This window comes from Streptomyces sp. MH60 (genome assembly GCF_002939385.1).
GTDB lineage: Bacteria > Actinomycetota > Actinomycetes > Streptomycetales > Streptomycetaceae > Streptomyces.
In genome coordinates this window covers 18,247-31,886 of record NZ_MULI01000034.1, presented here as the reverse complement: position 1 = coordinate 31,886, position 13,640 = coordinate 18,247, and the positions used below count along the sequence as shown (strand labels likewise).

Below are 13,640 nucleotides of genomic sequence, written 5' to 3'. Positions count from 1 at the left end.
AGCTGAACACGTGAGCATCGACAAGCCCGAGGTCGACTTCCCGGGCGGCGAGCCCCCGGCGGACCTCGAGATCAAGGACATCTGGGAGGGCGACGGCCCGGTTGCCGAGGCCGGTCAGACCGTGACCGTCCACTATGTGGGCGTGACCTTCAGCACGGGCGAGGAGTTCGACGCCAGCTGGAACCGCGGTACGCCGTTCCGCTTCCCGCTCGGTGGCGGCCGCGTCATCGCGGGCTGGGACCAGGGCGTGCAGGGCATGAAGGTCGGCGGCCGCCGCCAGCTGACCATCCCGGCGCACCTCGCGTACGGCGACCAGAGCCCGACCCCGGCGATCCCGCCCGGCTCGACGCTGATCTTCGTGGTCGATCTGCTCGGAGTCTGATCGAAGTACGAGCGGCCGGCGATCGGAGCCGGTCACCTGGGGTCCATGCCTGTCCGGGCATGGGCCCTCGGCTTTTGCCGCGCCACCGCGGGGCGGTACGGTCATCCGTCGTAAGCACCATAGGGAGAAGGGCGTCGATGGCCATTGCCAAGGCCGAGCGGCTGATGAACCTGGCGCTGTGTCTGCTCGGGACGCGGCGGCCACTCAGCAAGCGTGAGCTGCGCGAGTCCGTCGAGGCCTACCTCGAGGCGGGGTCCGACGACTCCTTCAACCGCATGTTCGAGCGCGACAAGGACGACCTGCGCGAACTCGGACTGGTCATCGAGACCGTGGAGAGCCTGGACGGCGAGATCGGCTACCTGGCCCGACGGGACAGCAACCGGCTGCCGCCCATCACCCTGGACGCCGAGGAGGCCGCCGCCCTCGGGCTGGCCGCGAAGGTGTGGCAGCAGGCCCGGCTCGCCGGTGCCGCGAGCGGCGCGCTGCAGAAGCTGCGGGCGGCCGGCCTGCCCGAGGACGTCGATCCGTACGAGGCGCACAGCGCGCTGGAGCCCCGCATCCCGGTGCACGAGGCGGCCTTCGAGCCGCTGATGCTGGCCTGCCGCGACCGCCGGCCGGTCGTCTTCGACTACCGCAAGGCCAATGCCGCCCAGCCCGAGCCCCGGCACGTGGAGCCGTGGGCGCTGGAGTGCTGGCGCGGCCACTGGTACCTGGCGGGCTTCGACCGCGACCGGGGTGCCGAGCGGGTGTTCCGGCTGTCGCGGATCACGGGGAAGGTGCGCTCGCGCGGATCGCGTTTCACCGCACCGGTGCCCGACGTCGTCACCGTCCGGGAGACGGTCGCGAGCTGGGCGGGGGAGAGCGCCGACCGTTCCGCGCTGATCCGGCTGCGCGCGGGCGCCGGGTACCCCCTTCGGGCGAAGGCCACCGGGGTGCGGGAACTCGGTGACGGCTGGGACGAGTTGGAGATTCCGTACGGGCACGGCCTGGACGCCTGGCTGGTGGAGTTCGGGCCGGACGTGGTGGTGCTGGAGCCCGCCGAGCTGCGTGCGGACGTGGTGGACCGGCTGCGTGCCGTGGCCAAGGGCTGAGGGGGAGCGGACAACACAGTGGCAGGCAAACCGGTCAGGCCCGTGAACGCCATCGACCAGACCCGACGGATGCTGTCCCTGGTGACGTATCTGCGTGAGCGCCCCGGAGCCCGGGTCGAGGACGTGGCGCGCGCCTTCGGCATCACCGAGGACGAGCTGGTCTCCGACCTCGACGTGCTCCCGATGTGCGGGACCAGCTTCCGGGGCGGCGATCTGCTGGACATCGACACCGACGGCGAGCGCATCTGGTGGCACAACCCGGCCGCGCTCGGCGCGGACGCCGCGGAGCCGCTGCGGCTGGCCGCCGACGAGGCCACCGCGCTGCTCGTGGCCGCCCGGGCCGTGGCGACCCTGCCGGGGCTGCGCGAGAGCGACCGGCAGGCGCTGCTGCGGGCGACCGCGAAGGTGGAGACGTCGGCCGGCGATGCCGCCGGTGCCAGCTCGCGGCTGTCCGTCACCTTCGAGTCCGAGGGCGGTGTCTTCGCCGACGTCGACCGGGCCATCTCGGAGCGCCGCCGGCTGTGGATCCGGTACTACTCGCCGGCCCGCGACGAGGTCACCGAGCGCGAGATCGACCCCATCCGCCTGGTCAGCGTCGGGCACACGTATGTGGAGGCGTGGTGCCGCCGCTCCGAGGCCCGGCGCACCTTCCGGCTCGACCGGGTCGCCGAGATCCGCATCCTGGACGAGCCCTCCGCACCGCCGGAGGTGGAGCTGCGGGACCTGTCGGAAGGGCTGGTGCAGCCCGCCGCGGAGGACCCCGAGGTCGTCGTGGAGGTCGGCCCGGGCGGCCGCTGGGTCGCCGAGTACTACCCGCACGACAGCGCGGATGAACTTCCCGACGGCGGTCTGCGTATCACTCTGCGCACCCCCGACCCCGCCTCCCTGCGGCGGCTGGCGCTGCGGCTCGGCCGCGACGGCCGGATCGTCTCCCCGTCCGCGCTCGCCGACAGCGCCCGGCAGGCCGCCCGTGAGGCGCTGACCGCGTACGACGGGATCGAGGCGGCCGGGGCGCCGGGCGGGGCGGAGACGGTCACCGGGGCCGGGGCGCGCCGGGGCGCCGGGGCGGTCGACGGGCAGCACGACAGGCAGGAGCGAGCACTGTGAGCGACCCCCTGGGACCGTGCGGGCCGTCCGGGCCGTCCGGGCCGTCGTCCGGGCCGGGCATGACGGCGGCGACCGCGTTCGCCGGCATGAGACGCGTGTCACCGGTCGTGTTCAAGGCGGGCTGCCCGGACTGCCGGGGCCGTTTCGAACTCGCCGCGAGCGCCCTGCGCCTGGCCATCGGCGCCACGAGCCGCACCACCTTCTACTCGTTCACCTGCCCCGAGTGCGGGTCGGCCGTGCGCAAGCCGGCGGGGGAGCGGGTCGTGGAGCTGCTCACCGGCGGTGGGGTCAGGACCCTGCGGCTGCACTCGACGGTCTAGTCTCGACGTCATGTTCTGGCCGATGTTCGCGGTTGCCGTGGGTTTCCTGGGTCTTGCCGTCCTCGCGGTGTTCGCCGTGAAGGTGTTCGTGGAGGCGCAGCGCCTCGGCCGGCAGGTGACGGACTCCACCCGCCGGATCAGCCGGGCCGCGGAGGACCTGGAGCGCGCGACCGAGAGCGCCGCCCGGGCCGTGGACGCCCTGTGAACACCCTGGATTCCGCCGGGAAGTGGCGCCGGTGACCCGACGGGCCGGTGTGAGTTACGTTTTGGGACACTTCGCCCTGTCACCTCACCGGCCCCGGGCGGTACGCTGCTGGTCGCGGCCAGGAAAACGAGGCCCGGTCGCGGACGGGAGTACGCACGGGGATTGCCTCACGTTCACCCCTGAGCGTTACGATCGCTGCACAAGACGATCGATCGGACGTATGTCCGGCCGGTCGGACAGCACCCACCCAGCCGCCTCGGTGAGAAGGTAAAGACTTATGTTCGGAAGGCTCGGCGCCCCCGAGATCATTCTCATCCTCGTCGTCATCATCCTGCTGTTCGGCGCGAAGAAGCTTCCGGACATGGCGCGGTCGCTCGGCAAGTCGGCGCGCATCCTCAAGAGCGAGGCCAAGGCCATGAAGAACGAGGCCAAGTCCGACGAGGCCGCCCCCGCCGACCCGCCCACCCCCGAGCAGTCCGCGGCGCAGCGCACCATCCAGGCCGCCCCCGGCGACGTGACCAGCTCCCGGCCGGTCACCGAGCCGACGGACACGACCAAGCGCTGACGCAGGGCCGGTGACCTCCGGCCCGCCGCACGAGATGGGAACGTGGGTTGCTGAAGCCTGCCCGCAACAAGGAGAAGGATCCCGAGGGGCGGATGCCGCTCGCGGAGCACCTTCGTGAGCTCCGCAACCGGCTCGCGAAGGCGCTGCTGGCCGTCGTCGTCGTCACGGTGGTCGCCGCCTTCTTCTATCAGGAGATCATCAACTTCCTCACCGAGCCGATCCTCAAGTCGGTCGGCTGTGAGAAGTCGTTCGGCGAGCTGGCCGAGGCGAAGGCCGGCTCGGAACCGTGCGCGCAGATCACCATCAACGGCCTGCTCGGCCCCTTTACCCTGGCGCTGAAGGTCTCTCTGACGGCCGGTGTGGTGCTCGCCTCGCCGGTCTGGCTCTACCAGCTGTGGGCGTTCGTCGCCCCGGGCCTGCACAGGAACGAGAAGAAGTACGCCTACGCGTTCGTCGCCACCGGCGCCCCGCTGTTCCTCATCGGCGCCTACTTCGCCTACGCGGTGCTGCCCACCTCGGCGAAGGTCCTGATCGAGTTCACCCCGAGCGACGTCGACAACCTGCTGCCCCTGGACGAGCTGCTCGATCTCGTCACGCGCATGGTCCTGGTCTTCGGTCTCTCCTTCGAGCTGCCGCTGCTGCTGGTGATGCTCAACTTCACCGGGGTGCTGACCGGCAGGCGGATGCTCGGCTGGTGGCGCGCGATGATCATGGGGATCACCCTGTTCGCGGCCATCGCCACGCCCAGCACGGACCCGCTGACCATGCTCATGCTGGCCGGGCCGATCTGGGTCCTGTACTTCGCCGCGGTCACCGTCTCCCTGCTGAACGACCGCCGCAAGGCCCGCCGCGAGGCCCTCGAACCCGATGACGACGAGGCCTCCGACCTGGACCTCACCCCTGAGGACATCGGCGAGGTCGAGCCCGTGACCACCGCCCGTGCCCTGCCCGAGCAGGCCACGAAGGACCGGGTCAACGGCTACGACGACGTGACCTGAGGACCGCCGGGGCGGTGACGGCAGGCGTCGCCGCCCCCCGGAGCCCCCAGACAGCCGATCCCGATAATGATCGTCCGGTTGTCAGTGCGGGCCGGTACGCTCGAAAGCACGATGACAGAGGATCTCTTACCGGCCGAGCGGTACGCGGCAGCCCGTCAGCGCGCTGCCGAGCAGGCCACCGCGCTCGCCTCCTTCCGCGAGATGTACGACTTCGGCCTCGACCCCTTCCAGATCGAGGCCTGTCAGGCGCTCGAGGCGGGCAAGGGCGTGCTGGTGGCCGCGCCCACCGGTTCCGGCAAGACCATCGTCGGCGAGTTCGCCGTCCACCTCGCCCTCCAGCAGGGCAGGAAGTGCTTCTACACGACACCCATCAAGGCCCTGTCGAACCAGAAGTACGCCGACCTGTGCCGCCGCTACGGCAGCGACCGGGTGGGCCTGCTCACCGGCGACAACAGCGTGAACTCCGACGCCCCGGTGGTCGTGATGACCACCGAGGTCCTGCGGAACATGCTGTACGCGGGCTCGCAGACCCTCCTCGGCCTCGGCCACGTGGTCATGGACGAGGTGCACTACCTCTCCGACCGGTTCCGCGGCGCCGTCTGGGAGGAGGTGATCATCCACCTCCCCGAGTCCGTGACCCTGGTGTCACTCTCGGCGACCGTGTCGAACGCGGAGGAGTTCGGCGACTGGCTCGACACCGTGCGCGGCGACACCCAGGTGATCGTCTCCGAGCACCGGCCCGTGCCGCTGTTCCAGCACGTGCTGGCCGGGCGCCGGATGTACGACCTGTTCGAGGAGGCCGAGGGCCACAAGAAGGCCGTCAACCCCGACCTCACGCGCATGGCGCGCCTGGAGGCCAGCCGCCCGTCCTACCAGGACCGCAGGCGCGGCCGCGCCATGAAGGAGGCCGACCGCGAGCGGGAGCGCAGACAGCGCTCGCGGGTGTGGACGCCGAGCCGCCCCGAGGTCATCGAGCGGCTGGACTCCGAGGGGCTGCTGCCCGCGATCACCTTCATCTTCAGCCGGGCCGGCTGCGAGGCCGCCGTCCAGCAGTGCCTGTACGCGGGCCTCCGGCTCAACGACGAGGGCGCCCGGGAGCGGGTGCGGGCCCTCGTCGAGGAGCGGACCGCCTCCATCCCCCGCGAGGACCTGCACGTCCTGGGCTACTACGAGTGGCTGGAGGGACTGGAGCGCGGCATCGCCGCCCACCACGCGGGCATGCTGCCCACCTTCAAGGAGGTCGTCGAGGAGCTGTTCGTGCGCGGTCTCGTGAAGGCCGTCTTCGCGACCGAGACCCTCGCCCTCGGCATCAACATGCCCGCCCGCTCGGTCGTGCTGGAGAAGCTCGTCAAGTGGAACGGCGAGCAGCACGCCGACATCACCCCCGGCGAGTTCACCCAGCTCACCGGCCGGGCCGGCCGCCGCGGCATCGACGTCGAGGGACACGCCGTGGTGCTGTGGCATCGCGGCATGAACCCCGAGCACCTCGCGGGGCTGGCCGGCACCCGCACGTATCCGCTGCGCTCCAGCTTCAAGCCGTCGTACAACATGGCGGTCAACCTGGTCGAGCAGTTCGGCCGGCACCGCTCGCGGGAGCTGCTGGAGACGTCGTTCGCGCAGTTCCAGGCGGACAAGTCGGTCGTCGGCATCTCCCGTCAGGTGCAGCGCAACGAGGAGGGCCTGGAGGGCTACAAGGCCTCCATGACCTGCCACCTCGGCGACTTCGACGCGTACGCCCGGCTGCGCCGCGAGCTGAAGGACCGCGAGCAGGAGCTGGCCCGGCAGGGCGCCGACCAGCGGCGTGCCGAGGCCGCCGTGGCGCTGGAGAAGCTGAAGCCGGGCGACGTCATCCACGTGCCCACCGGCAAGTACGCGGGCCTCGCCCTGGTCCTCGACCCGGGGCTGCCCGCCGGTCGGTCCAACGGCCACCGGGGCTTCGACCACCACGACGGGCCCCGCCCGCTGGTGCTGACGGCCGAGCGGCAGGTCAAGCGGCTGGCGTCGATCGACTTCCCGGTGCCGGTCGAGGCGCTGGACCGGATGCGGATCCCCAAGTCCTTCAACCCGCGCTCCCCGCAGTCCCGCCGCGACCTGGCCTCCGCGCTGCGCACCAAGGCCGGGCACATCCCGCCCGAGCGGGCCCGCAAGAAGCGTTCCCAGGCCGCCGACGACCGGGAGATCGCCCGGCTGCGCAAGGCGATCCGCGCCCACCCCTGCCACGGCTGCGACGACCGGGAGGACCACGCCCGCTGGGCCGAGCGCTACCACCGGCTGCTGCGCGACACCTCGCAGCTGGAGCGCCGCATCGAGGGCCGGACGAACACCATCGCCCGCACCTTCGACCGGATCGTCGCCCTGCTGACCGAGCTGGACTACCTGCGCGGCGACGAGGTCACCGAGCACGGCAAGCGCCTGGCCCGGCTCTACGGCGAGCTGGACCTGCTCGCCAGCGAGTGCCTGCGCGAGGGCGTGTGGGAAGGGCTGTCCCCGGCCGAGCTGGCCGCCTGCGTCTCGGCGCTGGTCTTCGAGTCCCGGGTCGCCGACGACGCGATGGCGCCGAAGGTGCCCTCGGGCAGGGCGAAGGCCGCGCTCGGCGAGACGGTCCGCATCTGGGGGCGCCTGGACGCCCTGGAGGAGGACTTCCGGATCAGCCAGACCGAGGGGGTCGGCCAGCGCGAGCCGGACCTCGGCTTCGCCTGGGCGGCGTACATGTGGGCCTCCGGCAAGGGCCTCGACGAGGTGCTGCGCGAGGTGGAGATGCCGGCCGGTGACTTCGTGCGCTGGTGCAAGCAGGTCATCGACGTCCTGGGCCAGATCTCGGCCGCCGCGCCCGGCGACGGCTCCACCGTCCCGAAGAACGCGCGCAAGGCGGTCGAGGAACTGCTGCGCGGGGTGGTCGCCTACTCGTCCGTGGGCTGACCCCCGCCCCAGCACGGCCCGGCGGGACATCCCGCCGGGCCGTCGCGCGTTCCGGAGGCCCGGCGCCTCTTTTCCCTCATCACGGTGAGTGATTTTCGAGCACCCGTGAGGCATTACTCCATGTGTTCGAATGACTCCCCGGCGTGCAAATGGGCCCGACCATACTCCAGTCCCCGCGCCCGTTTCAGGTGCTTGCCGAATATGACACGGCGATGATCCCCCCGGACTAAGCTCGCCCGCAGCGCACCGAGTTGAGGTGTATTCGCGCGCTTGTTCCCAATGCGCCGAAGATCCCGACAACTCCCAGACATACCCCGCCGCAAGCTCCCCCATCCCCGCCGATTCGTTTTCAGAGGGCCTACATGGTGAGTGTTGATTCCCCTCCAGGTCGCCGTGAACTTCCCTACGCGCGAACGCTGTTGCTGCCGGCCATACTGATGGCCGCGGCCACCGGGGCCGCCGTCGCCCTCGTGACGGAACCGGCCCGGCTCGCCGTCGGCCTGTGCGGTGCCGTCGCCACCGTCCTGGTGATCGCCGCGGGCGCCGAAGCGGTGCGCCGCGGCCGCGCGCTGCGGACCCTGCGCGCCGAGCACGCCCGTCACACCGCGTATCTGGAACACCGGGCCGCCGGACACCACGAGGAGATGGTCCGCCTCGGGGCCGAGGTCATCCCGACCGTCCTGCGCCACATGCGCCGGGGCGCCACGCCCCGCGAGATGATGAACCGCCTGGGCGAGGTGGACCCCACCTACGCCGAACTCGGCGAGCCCCAGCGCAAGCTGGTCCGCATGGTCTGCGAGATCGTCGACCACGAGGACGCCATGCGCGAGTCCGCCGAGCGCTCCTTCGTCGACATCGCCCGCCGTGTCCAGGCGATCGTCCACCAGCAGCAGAAGGAACTGCGCGAGATGGAGGAGGACCACGGGCGCAACCCCGAGGTCTTCGACGACCTCCTGCGCATCGACCACGGCACCTCGCTGATCGGCCGCCTCGCCGACTCCATCTCCGTGATCGGCGGCGGCCGGCCCGGCCGCCAGTGGCCCGAGCCGGTCGCCCTGTACAGCGTGCTGCGCGGCGCCATGTCCCGGATCCTGGAGTACCGCCGGATCAACCTGGCCTCCATCGCCAAGGTCAACATCAAGGGCACCGCCGTCGAACCGGTCATCCACGCGGCGGCCGAACTCCTCGACAACGCCACCCGCTACTCGCCGCCCGCGGCCAAGGTGCACGTCACCGCGACCGAGGTGCAGAGCGGTGTGTGCATCGAGATCGAGGACGCCGGCGTCAGCCTCAGCGAGGAGTCCCGCGGCCGCATCGAGGGCCTGCTCGAGCAGGCCAAGCGCGGCACCGACGTGCAGGACCTCGCCCACCACCCGCGCCTGGGCCTGTCCGTGGTCGGCCGGCTGTGCACCCAGTTCGGCATGGACGTCTCGCTGCGCGCCTCCGCCTACGGCGGCGTCCGCGCCATCCTCATCGTCCCCAGCAAGATGATGACCACCGAGCCCGGTGTCGGCCTCGCCCACGGCATCGGCGCCACCTCGATCCCCACGCCCGGGCCCGACGCCCTGCCCGGACCGGAGCGCAAGCCCAAGAAGCGCCGTCCCACCAGCCCCCGGATCCCCGCCAACGTCTCCCTGGAGGACGACGTCCCCGAGGTGACCGAGTGGACGGCCGGCGGACTCCCGCAGCGCCGCAGCCGGGTCAAGATGCCACTCAGCCAGCGCCTGGCCGAGCAGGCGGCGTGGGAGCGGGAGGACGCCGAACGCGAGGCCCGCCAGGCCGCCGAGCGCGCCCGCAACGGCATCCCGGCGCCCGCCGAGCCGGAGCCCGCGCAGGACAAGGACCAGGGCGGCCTGCCGCCGGGCCACTTCATCGGCGCCTTCTGGGAGGGGCTCAAGCAGCACCCGGGCACGACCCAGGCCCACCAGCAGTCCAGCAGCAGTGAGCCGGCCCACGCCCCGGCAGACGACGAGGGGAACCTCAAGTGATCGAGCAGCAAGGCAAGTTCGACTGGATGCTCCGGGACCTCTACGACGGCGTCCCGGGCATCGAGATGATCGTGGTGCTCTCCGCCGACGGCCTGCGCATCGCCCGCTACTCCGGGGACCCGGACGCCGCCGACCGGGTCGCCGCCGCCTGCGCGGGCCTGCAGAGCCTGGCCAGCGCCGTCAGCCAGGAGATCCCCACCAGCGACGGCGACATGAAGATGGTGCTCATCGAGATGAACGGCGGCTACTTCTACCTGATGGCCGCCGGCCCCAACGCCTATCTCGCGGTGCTCTCCGACGTCCGCTGCGAACCCGGCCGGATGGGCCTGAGCATGGCCGACCTGGTCGCCCGGATCGGCCCCCATCTGACCAGTCCCGCACGGCGCAACGGGCAGACCGTATGACTCCTCCCAGGCGCCAGAGGCGATCCCCCGGGCCGGACCGGCCCGCCGCGCCGGCCCCTTCCGCCACACCGGCCCCTTCCGGCGCGCCCGCCAAGGAGGGCGAGCTCCGCAACCCCGAGCGGCTCTTCGTCATCGGCGGGGAGGGAGGCGGCGAACGCGCCGACATCGACCTCGTCACCCTGATCGTGGCCCGCGCCGACCCCCCGGTGTCCGCCACACCGGAACAGGCCGCCCTGCTGCGGCTGTGCGCCGCGCCCCTGTCCGTGGCCGAGCTGTCGGCCTACCTGAGCCTGCCGTTCAGTGTGGTGACCGTGCTGCTCACCGACCTGCTGGCGTCGGAACTGGTGCAGGCCCGCGCCCCGATCGTCCGCCAGAAGGTCGCCGACCGAAACCTCCTCGAAGCGGTGATGCATGGACTTCAAAAGCTCTGACACGATCCCGGGCCCACGCACCGAGGACCGGCTGCCGCACACGGCCGAGGCCGCCGTGAAAATCGTCATCGTGGGCGGCTTCGGGGTCGGCAAGACCACCATGGTCGGCTCGGTCAGCGAGATCAGACCGCTGACCACCGAGGAGACGATGACCCAGGCCGGCATCGGCGTCGACGACAACTACGGCTCCCCCTCCAAGACGGCCACCACGGTCGCCATGGACTTCGGCCGTATCACCATCACCGACGAGCTGGTGCTGTACCTCTTCGGCACGCCCGGCCAGGAGCGCTTCTGGTTCCTGTGGAACGGCCTGTTCGAGGGCGCCCTCGGCGCGGTCGTCCTGGTCGACACCCGCCGCCTGGAGGTCAGCTTCGACGTGATGGGACGCCTGGAGGAGCGCGGCGTGCCCTTCGTCGTCGCCGTCAACACCTTCCCCGACGCGCCCCGTTACCCCGTCGCGGAACTGCGCACCGCGCTCGACCTGCCCGAGGAGATCCCCATCCTCGACTGCGACGTGCGGCGCCGGGCCTCCAGCCGGGACGTCCTGATGACCCTGATGCGCTTCCTGCACGCCCTCGCCATGAAGGGCGCGCTCACCTGACCGGCGCGCCCACCCCAGACCCCCTCTGACGTGACCACACCCTTTGTTTGCGGAGCGAGACTGTGACGCCTGAACGCCACTCCCCGACCGGAACGGGCGAACCCCTGCTCGAACCACCGCCCGGCTGCCCCGCCCACGGCCTCGGGCCGGGCGGACTGCACCGGCTGCACGCGGCGGACGACCTGGAGGAGCTGTACGAGAAGCTCCGCGATCAGCACGGGCCGGTGGCGCCCGCGCTGCTCCACGACGACGTACCCGTGTGGGTGGTTCTCGGGCACGCCGAGAACCTGCACATGGTGAGCACCCCCTCCCAGTTCTGCCGCGACAGCCGGATCTGGACCCCGCTCAACGAGGGCATGGTCAAGCCCGACCACCCCCTGATGCCGCACATCGCCTGGCAGCCCATCTGCTCCCACGCCGAGGGCGACGAACACAAGCGGCTGCGCGGCGCGGTCACCAGCGCCATGTCCGACCTCGACTACCGGGAACTGCGCCGGCACATCAAGCGCTACACCCAGCGCATCGTCAACCGCTTCTGCGAGGAGGGCCGCGCCGACCTGGTCAGCCAGTTCGCCGAGCACCTGCCGATGGGCGTGATGTGCCACCTGCTCGGCATGCCCGAGGAGTACAACGACCGGCTGGTGGAGGCGGCCCGCGACACCCTCAAGGGCACCGAGACGGCGATCGCCAGCCACGCCTACGTCATGGAGGCACTGGGACGGCTCACCGCCGCCCGCCGGGCCGAACCGGCCGACGACATCGCCGGCCGCCTGGTCACCCACTCGGCCGGGCTCACCGACGACGAGGTGCGCGAACACCTGCGGGTGGTCCTGCTGGCCGCCTACGAGGCGACCGTCAACCTGATCGCCAACGTGCTGCGCGTGGTCCTCACCGACCCGGGCTTCCGCGCCCAGCTCAGCGGCGGCCAGATGACGGTGCCCCAGGCGGTCGAGCAGTCCCTGTGGGACGAACCGCCCTTCAGTACCGTCTTCGCCTACTTCGCCAAGCAGGAGACCGAACTCGGCGGTCAGCGCATCCGCGCCGGTGACGGACTGCTGCTCGGCATCGCGCCGGGCAACGTCGACCCGCGCATCCGTCCGGACCTGAGCGCCGACATGATGGGCAACCGCGCCCACCTCGCCTTCGGCGGCGGCCCGCACGAGTGCCCCGGGCAGGACATCGGGCGGGCCATCGCCGACGCCGGCATCGACGCGCTGCTGATGCGGCTGCCCGACGTCCAGCTCGACTGCGACGAGGACGAACTGCGGTGGCGGTCGTCGATCGCCTCGCGGCACCTGGTGGAACTGCCGGTGCGGTTCGAGCCCAGGGCGCAGCAGGACATCATGGAGCAGCCGAGCCACGCCCCGGCCCCGGCACGGCGCGCCGCCTGGCACGTCGGCCTCTCGACGCCGGAAGAGCAGACGCAGCCGCCGCAGCCGCCGCTTCCGTCCCAGCCGCCGCAGCCCGTGTCGATGACGGCCGCCGAGCCCCAGCAGGCGCCGGGAGCGGACCAGACCCTTCCCCGCGGTGCCTGGCAGCGCTTCCTGCGCTGGTGGCGCGGCCACTGACGGCCGGCCGACCCCGTCCGCCTACCGTTCCTCCCGCGCCGCCCAGTCCTCGTACGCCGTCCAGGCGCCGAGGGACCGGCCGCTGCGGAAGCGGTGTGCGTGCCCCGTGACCGGATCGGTGAACGCCAGCCCCCGCGCGAGCAGTTGCAGCGGGCGCCGGAAGTCACCGGCCGGCACGGGGGCGGCCACCTCGGGGTAGAGGGGGTCGCCGAGGATCGGCACGCCGAGCGCGTTCATGTGCACGCGCAGCTGGTGCGTCTGGCCGGTGCCCGGGACCAGCCGGTACCGGCCTAGCCCGCGGTCGGGCCGGTGCGCGAGCAGCTCGACGCGGGTCACGGCGTTCGGCTCGCCGTCGACCTCGCGGGCGGCGAGCACCCCGCGCTCCTTCAGGATCCGGCTGCGGACCGTGCGGGGGAGGGCGAGCGCCGGGTCGTACGGGGCGACGGCCTCGTACTCCTTGCGCACCCGCCGGTCGGCGAACAGGCCCTGGTACGCGCCGCGTTCCTCGGGGCGCACGGTGAACAGGACCAGCCCCGCCGTGAGCCGGTCCAGGCGGTGCGCGGCGCCGAGTGCCGGGACCCCCAGCTCGCTGCGCAGCCGTGCCAGCGCGGTCTGCGTGACGTGGCCGCCGCGCGGGGTGGTGGCCAGGAAGTGCGGCTTGTCCAGGACGACGATGTGCTCGTCGCGGTACACGACCTCCAGCGGGAAGGGCACCGGAACCTCGGCGGGCAGCTTGCGGTGGAACCACACGAACATGCCCGGCTCGTACGGCGCGTCGCCCGGCACGGGGCGCCCGTCCGCCCCGACGAACAGCCCGGCGTCGAACATGCCGTCGACCACACCGGCGCCCGCGCCCGACAGCCGCTCCGTCAGATGCTCCCGCACCGTGGCCCACGGCCCGTCAGCGGGCAGCCGCACCCGTACCGCGTCGATGCCGTCGCGCTGCGGCAGGGGCGAGGGCGGGGGAGGGGTACGGCGTCTCATCACCTGCCAGCGTACGAGGCGGTGGCCTGCGACGGTGGACCTCGCAGTCGTCATCGCCCCGGAAATCCGCTGGGCCG

At 71.9% G+C, this 13,640-nt stretch carries 14 protein-coding genes; 13 read left to right on the top strand and 1 reads right to left on the bottom strand.

Translation table 11 applies throughout. The annotated features are described in order from the left end of the window. Positions 1-10 precede the first annotated feature (10 nt). The 13 genes from BZZ08_RS21245 (at position 11) to BZZ08_RS21185 (ending at position 12,579) form a co-directional block, all read left to right on the top strand. Positions 11-382 carry an FKBP-type peptidyl-prolyl cis-trans isomerase gene (locus BZZ08_RS21245; protein ID WP_064727030.1) on the top strand — a complete coding sequence of 124 codons (372 nt, stop codon included), beginning with the start codon at positions 11-13 and terminating at the stop codon, positions 380-382. 137 nt (positions 383-519) lie between these two features. Beyond that, complete coding sequence (locus BZZ08_RS21240) at positions 520-1,473, top strand: helix-turn-helix transcriptional regulator (RefSeq protein ID WP_104633845.1); 954 nt, start codon at positions 520-522, stop codon at positions 1,471-1,473. An 18-nt stretch (positions 1,474-1,491) separates the two neighbouring features. After that, positions 1,492-2,580 carry a helix-turn-helix transcriptional regulator gene (locus tag BZZ08_RS21235; protein WP_104633844.1) on the top strand — a complete coding sequence of 363 codons (1,089 nt, stop codon included), beginning with the start codon at positions 1,492-1,494 and terminating at the stop codon, positions 2,578-2,580. Beyond that, complete coding sequence (locus tag BZZ08_RS21230; protein WP_104633843.1) at positions 2,577-2,900, top strand: hypothetical protein; 324 nt, start codon at positions 2,577-2,579, stop codon at positions 2,898-2,900. The genes BZZ08_RS21235 and BZZ08_RS21230 overlap by 4 nt, the downstream gene beginning before the upstream one ends. A gap of 10 nt (positions 2,901-2,910) precedes the next feature. Continuing rightward, positions 2,911-3,105 carry a hypothetical protein gene (locus BZZ08_RS21225; RefSeq protein ID WP_059299654.1) on the top strand — a complete coding sequence of 65 codons (195 nt, stop codon included), beginning with the start codon at positions 2,911-2,913 and terminating at the stop codon, positions 3,103-3,105. A gap of 277 nt (positions 3,106-3,382) precedes the next feature. After that, positions 3,383-3,670 carry a Sec-independent protein translocase subunit TatA gene (gene tatA, locus BZZ08_RS21220; protein ID WP_104633842.1) on the top strand — a complete coding sequence of 96 codons (288 nt, stop codon included), beginning with the start codon at positions 3,383-3,385 and terminating at the stop codon, positions 3,668-3,670. A gap of 47 nt (positions 3,671-3,717) precedes the next feature. Continuing rightward, complete coding sequence (gene tatC, locus BZZ08_RS21215) at positions 3,718-4,668, top strand: twin-arginine translocase subunit TatC (RefSeq protein WP_104633841.1); 951 nt, start codon at positions 3,718-3,720, stop codon at positions 4,666-4,668. 66 nt (positions 4,669-4,734) lie between these two features. Continuing rightward, positions 4,735-7,587: a DEAD/DEAH box helicase gene (locus BZZ08_RS21210; RefSeq protein ID WP_104633840.1), complete on the top strand. Its 2,853-nt coding sequence runs from the start codon at positions 4,735-4,737 to the stop codon at positions 7,585-7,587. Between the two features lie 362 nt (positions 7,588-7,949). After that, positions 7,950-9,575 (top strand): sensor histidine kinase, encoded by a 1,626-nt coding sequence (locus BZZ08_RS21205; RefSeq protein WP_104633839.1) that lies wholly within the window; start codon positions 7,950-7,952, stop codon positions 9,573-9,575. A 26-nt stretch (positions 9,576-9,601) separates the two neighbouring features. Continuing rightward, on the top strand, positions 9,602-9,979 hold the full coding sequence (locus BZZ08_RS21200) for a roadblock/LC7 domain-containing protein (protein WP_167308645.1): 378 nt from the start codon (positions 9,602-9,604) through the stop codon (positions 9,977-9,979). Next, entirely contained in the window at positions 9,976-10,410 is a 435-nt protein-coding gene (locus tag BZZ08_RS21195; RefSeq protein WP_104633838.1) for a DUF742 domain-containing protein, read from the top strand. The genes BZZ08_RS21200 and BZZ08_RS21195 overlap by 4 nt, the downstream gene beginning before the upstream one ends. After that, positions 10,391-11,011, top strand: coding sequence for a GTP-binding protein (locus BZZ08_RS21190; RefSeq protein WP_104633837.1), 621 nt, complete (start codon positions 10,391-10,393; stop codon positions 11,009-11,011). Before BZZ08_RS21195 ends, BZZ08_RS21190 begins: the two co-directional genes overlap by 20 nt. A gap of 62 nt (positions 11,012-11,073) precedes the next feature. Then, on the top strand, positions 11,074-12,579 hold the full coding sequence (locus tag BZZ08_RS21185; protein WP_104633836.1) for a cytochrome P450: 1,506 nt from the start codon (positions 11,074-11,076) through the stop codon (positions 12,577-12,579). Positions 12,580-12,600: 21 nt separating this feature from the next. Here the strand turns inward: BZZ08_RS21185 and BZZ08_RS21180 are convergent, their stop codons facing one another. After that, entirely contained in the window at positions 12,601-13,563 is a 963-nt protein-coding gene (locus BZZ08_RS21180; protein ID WP_104633835.1) for an RluA family pseudouridine synthase, read from the bottom strand. Between the last annotated feature and the right edge of the window lie 77 nt (positions 13,564-13,640).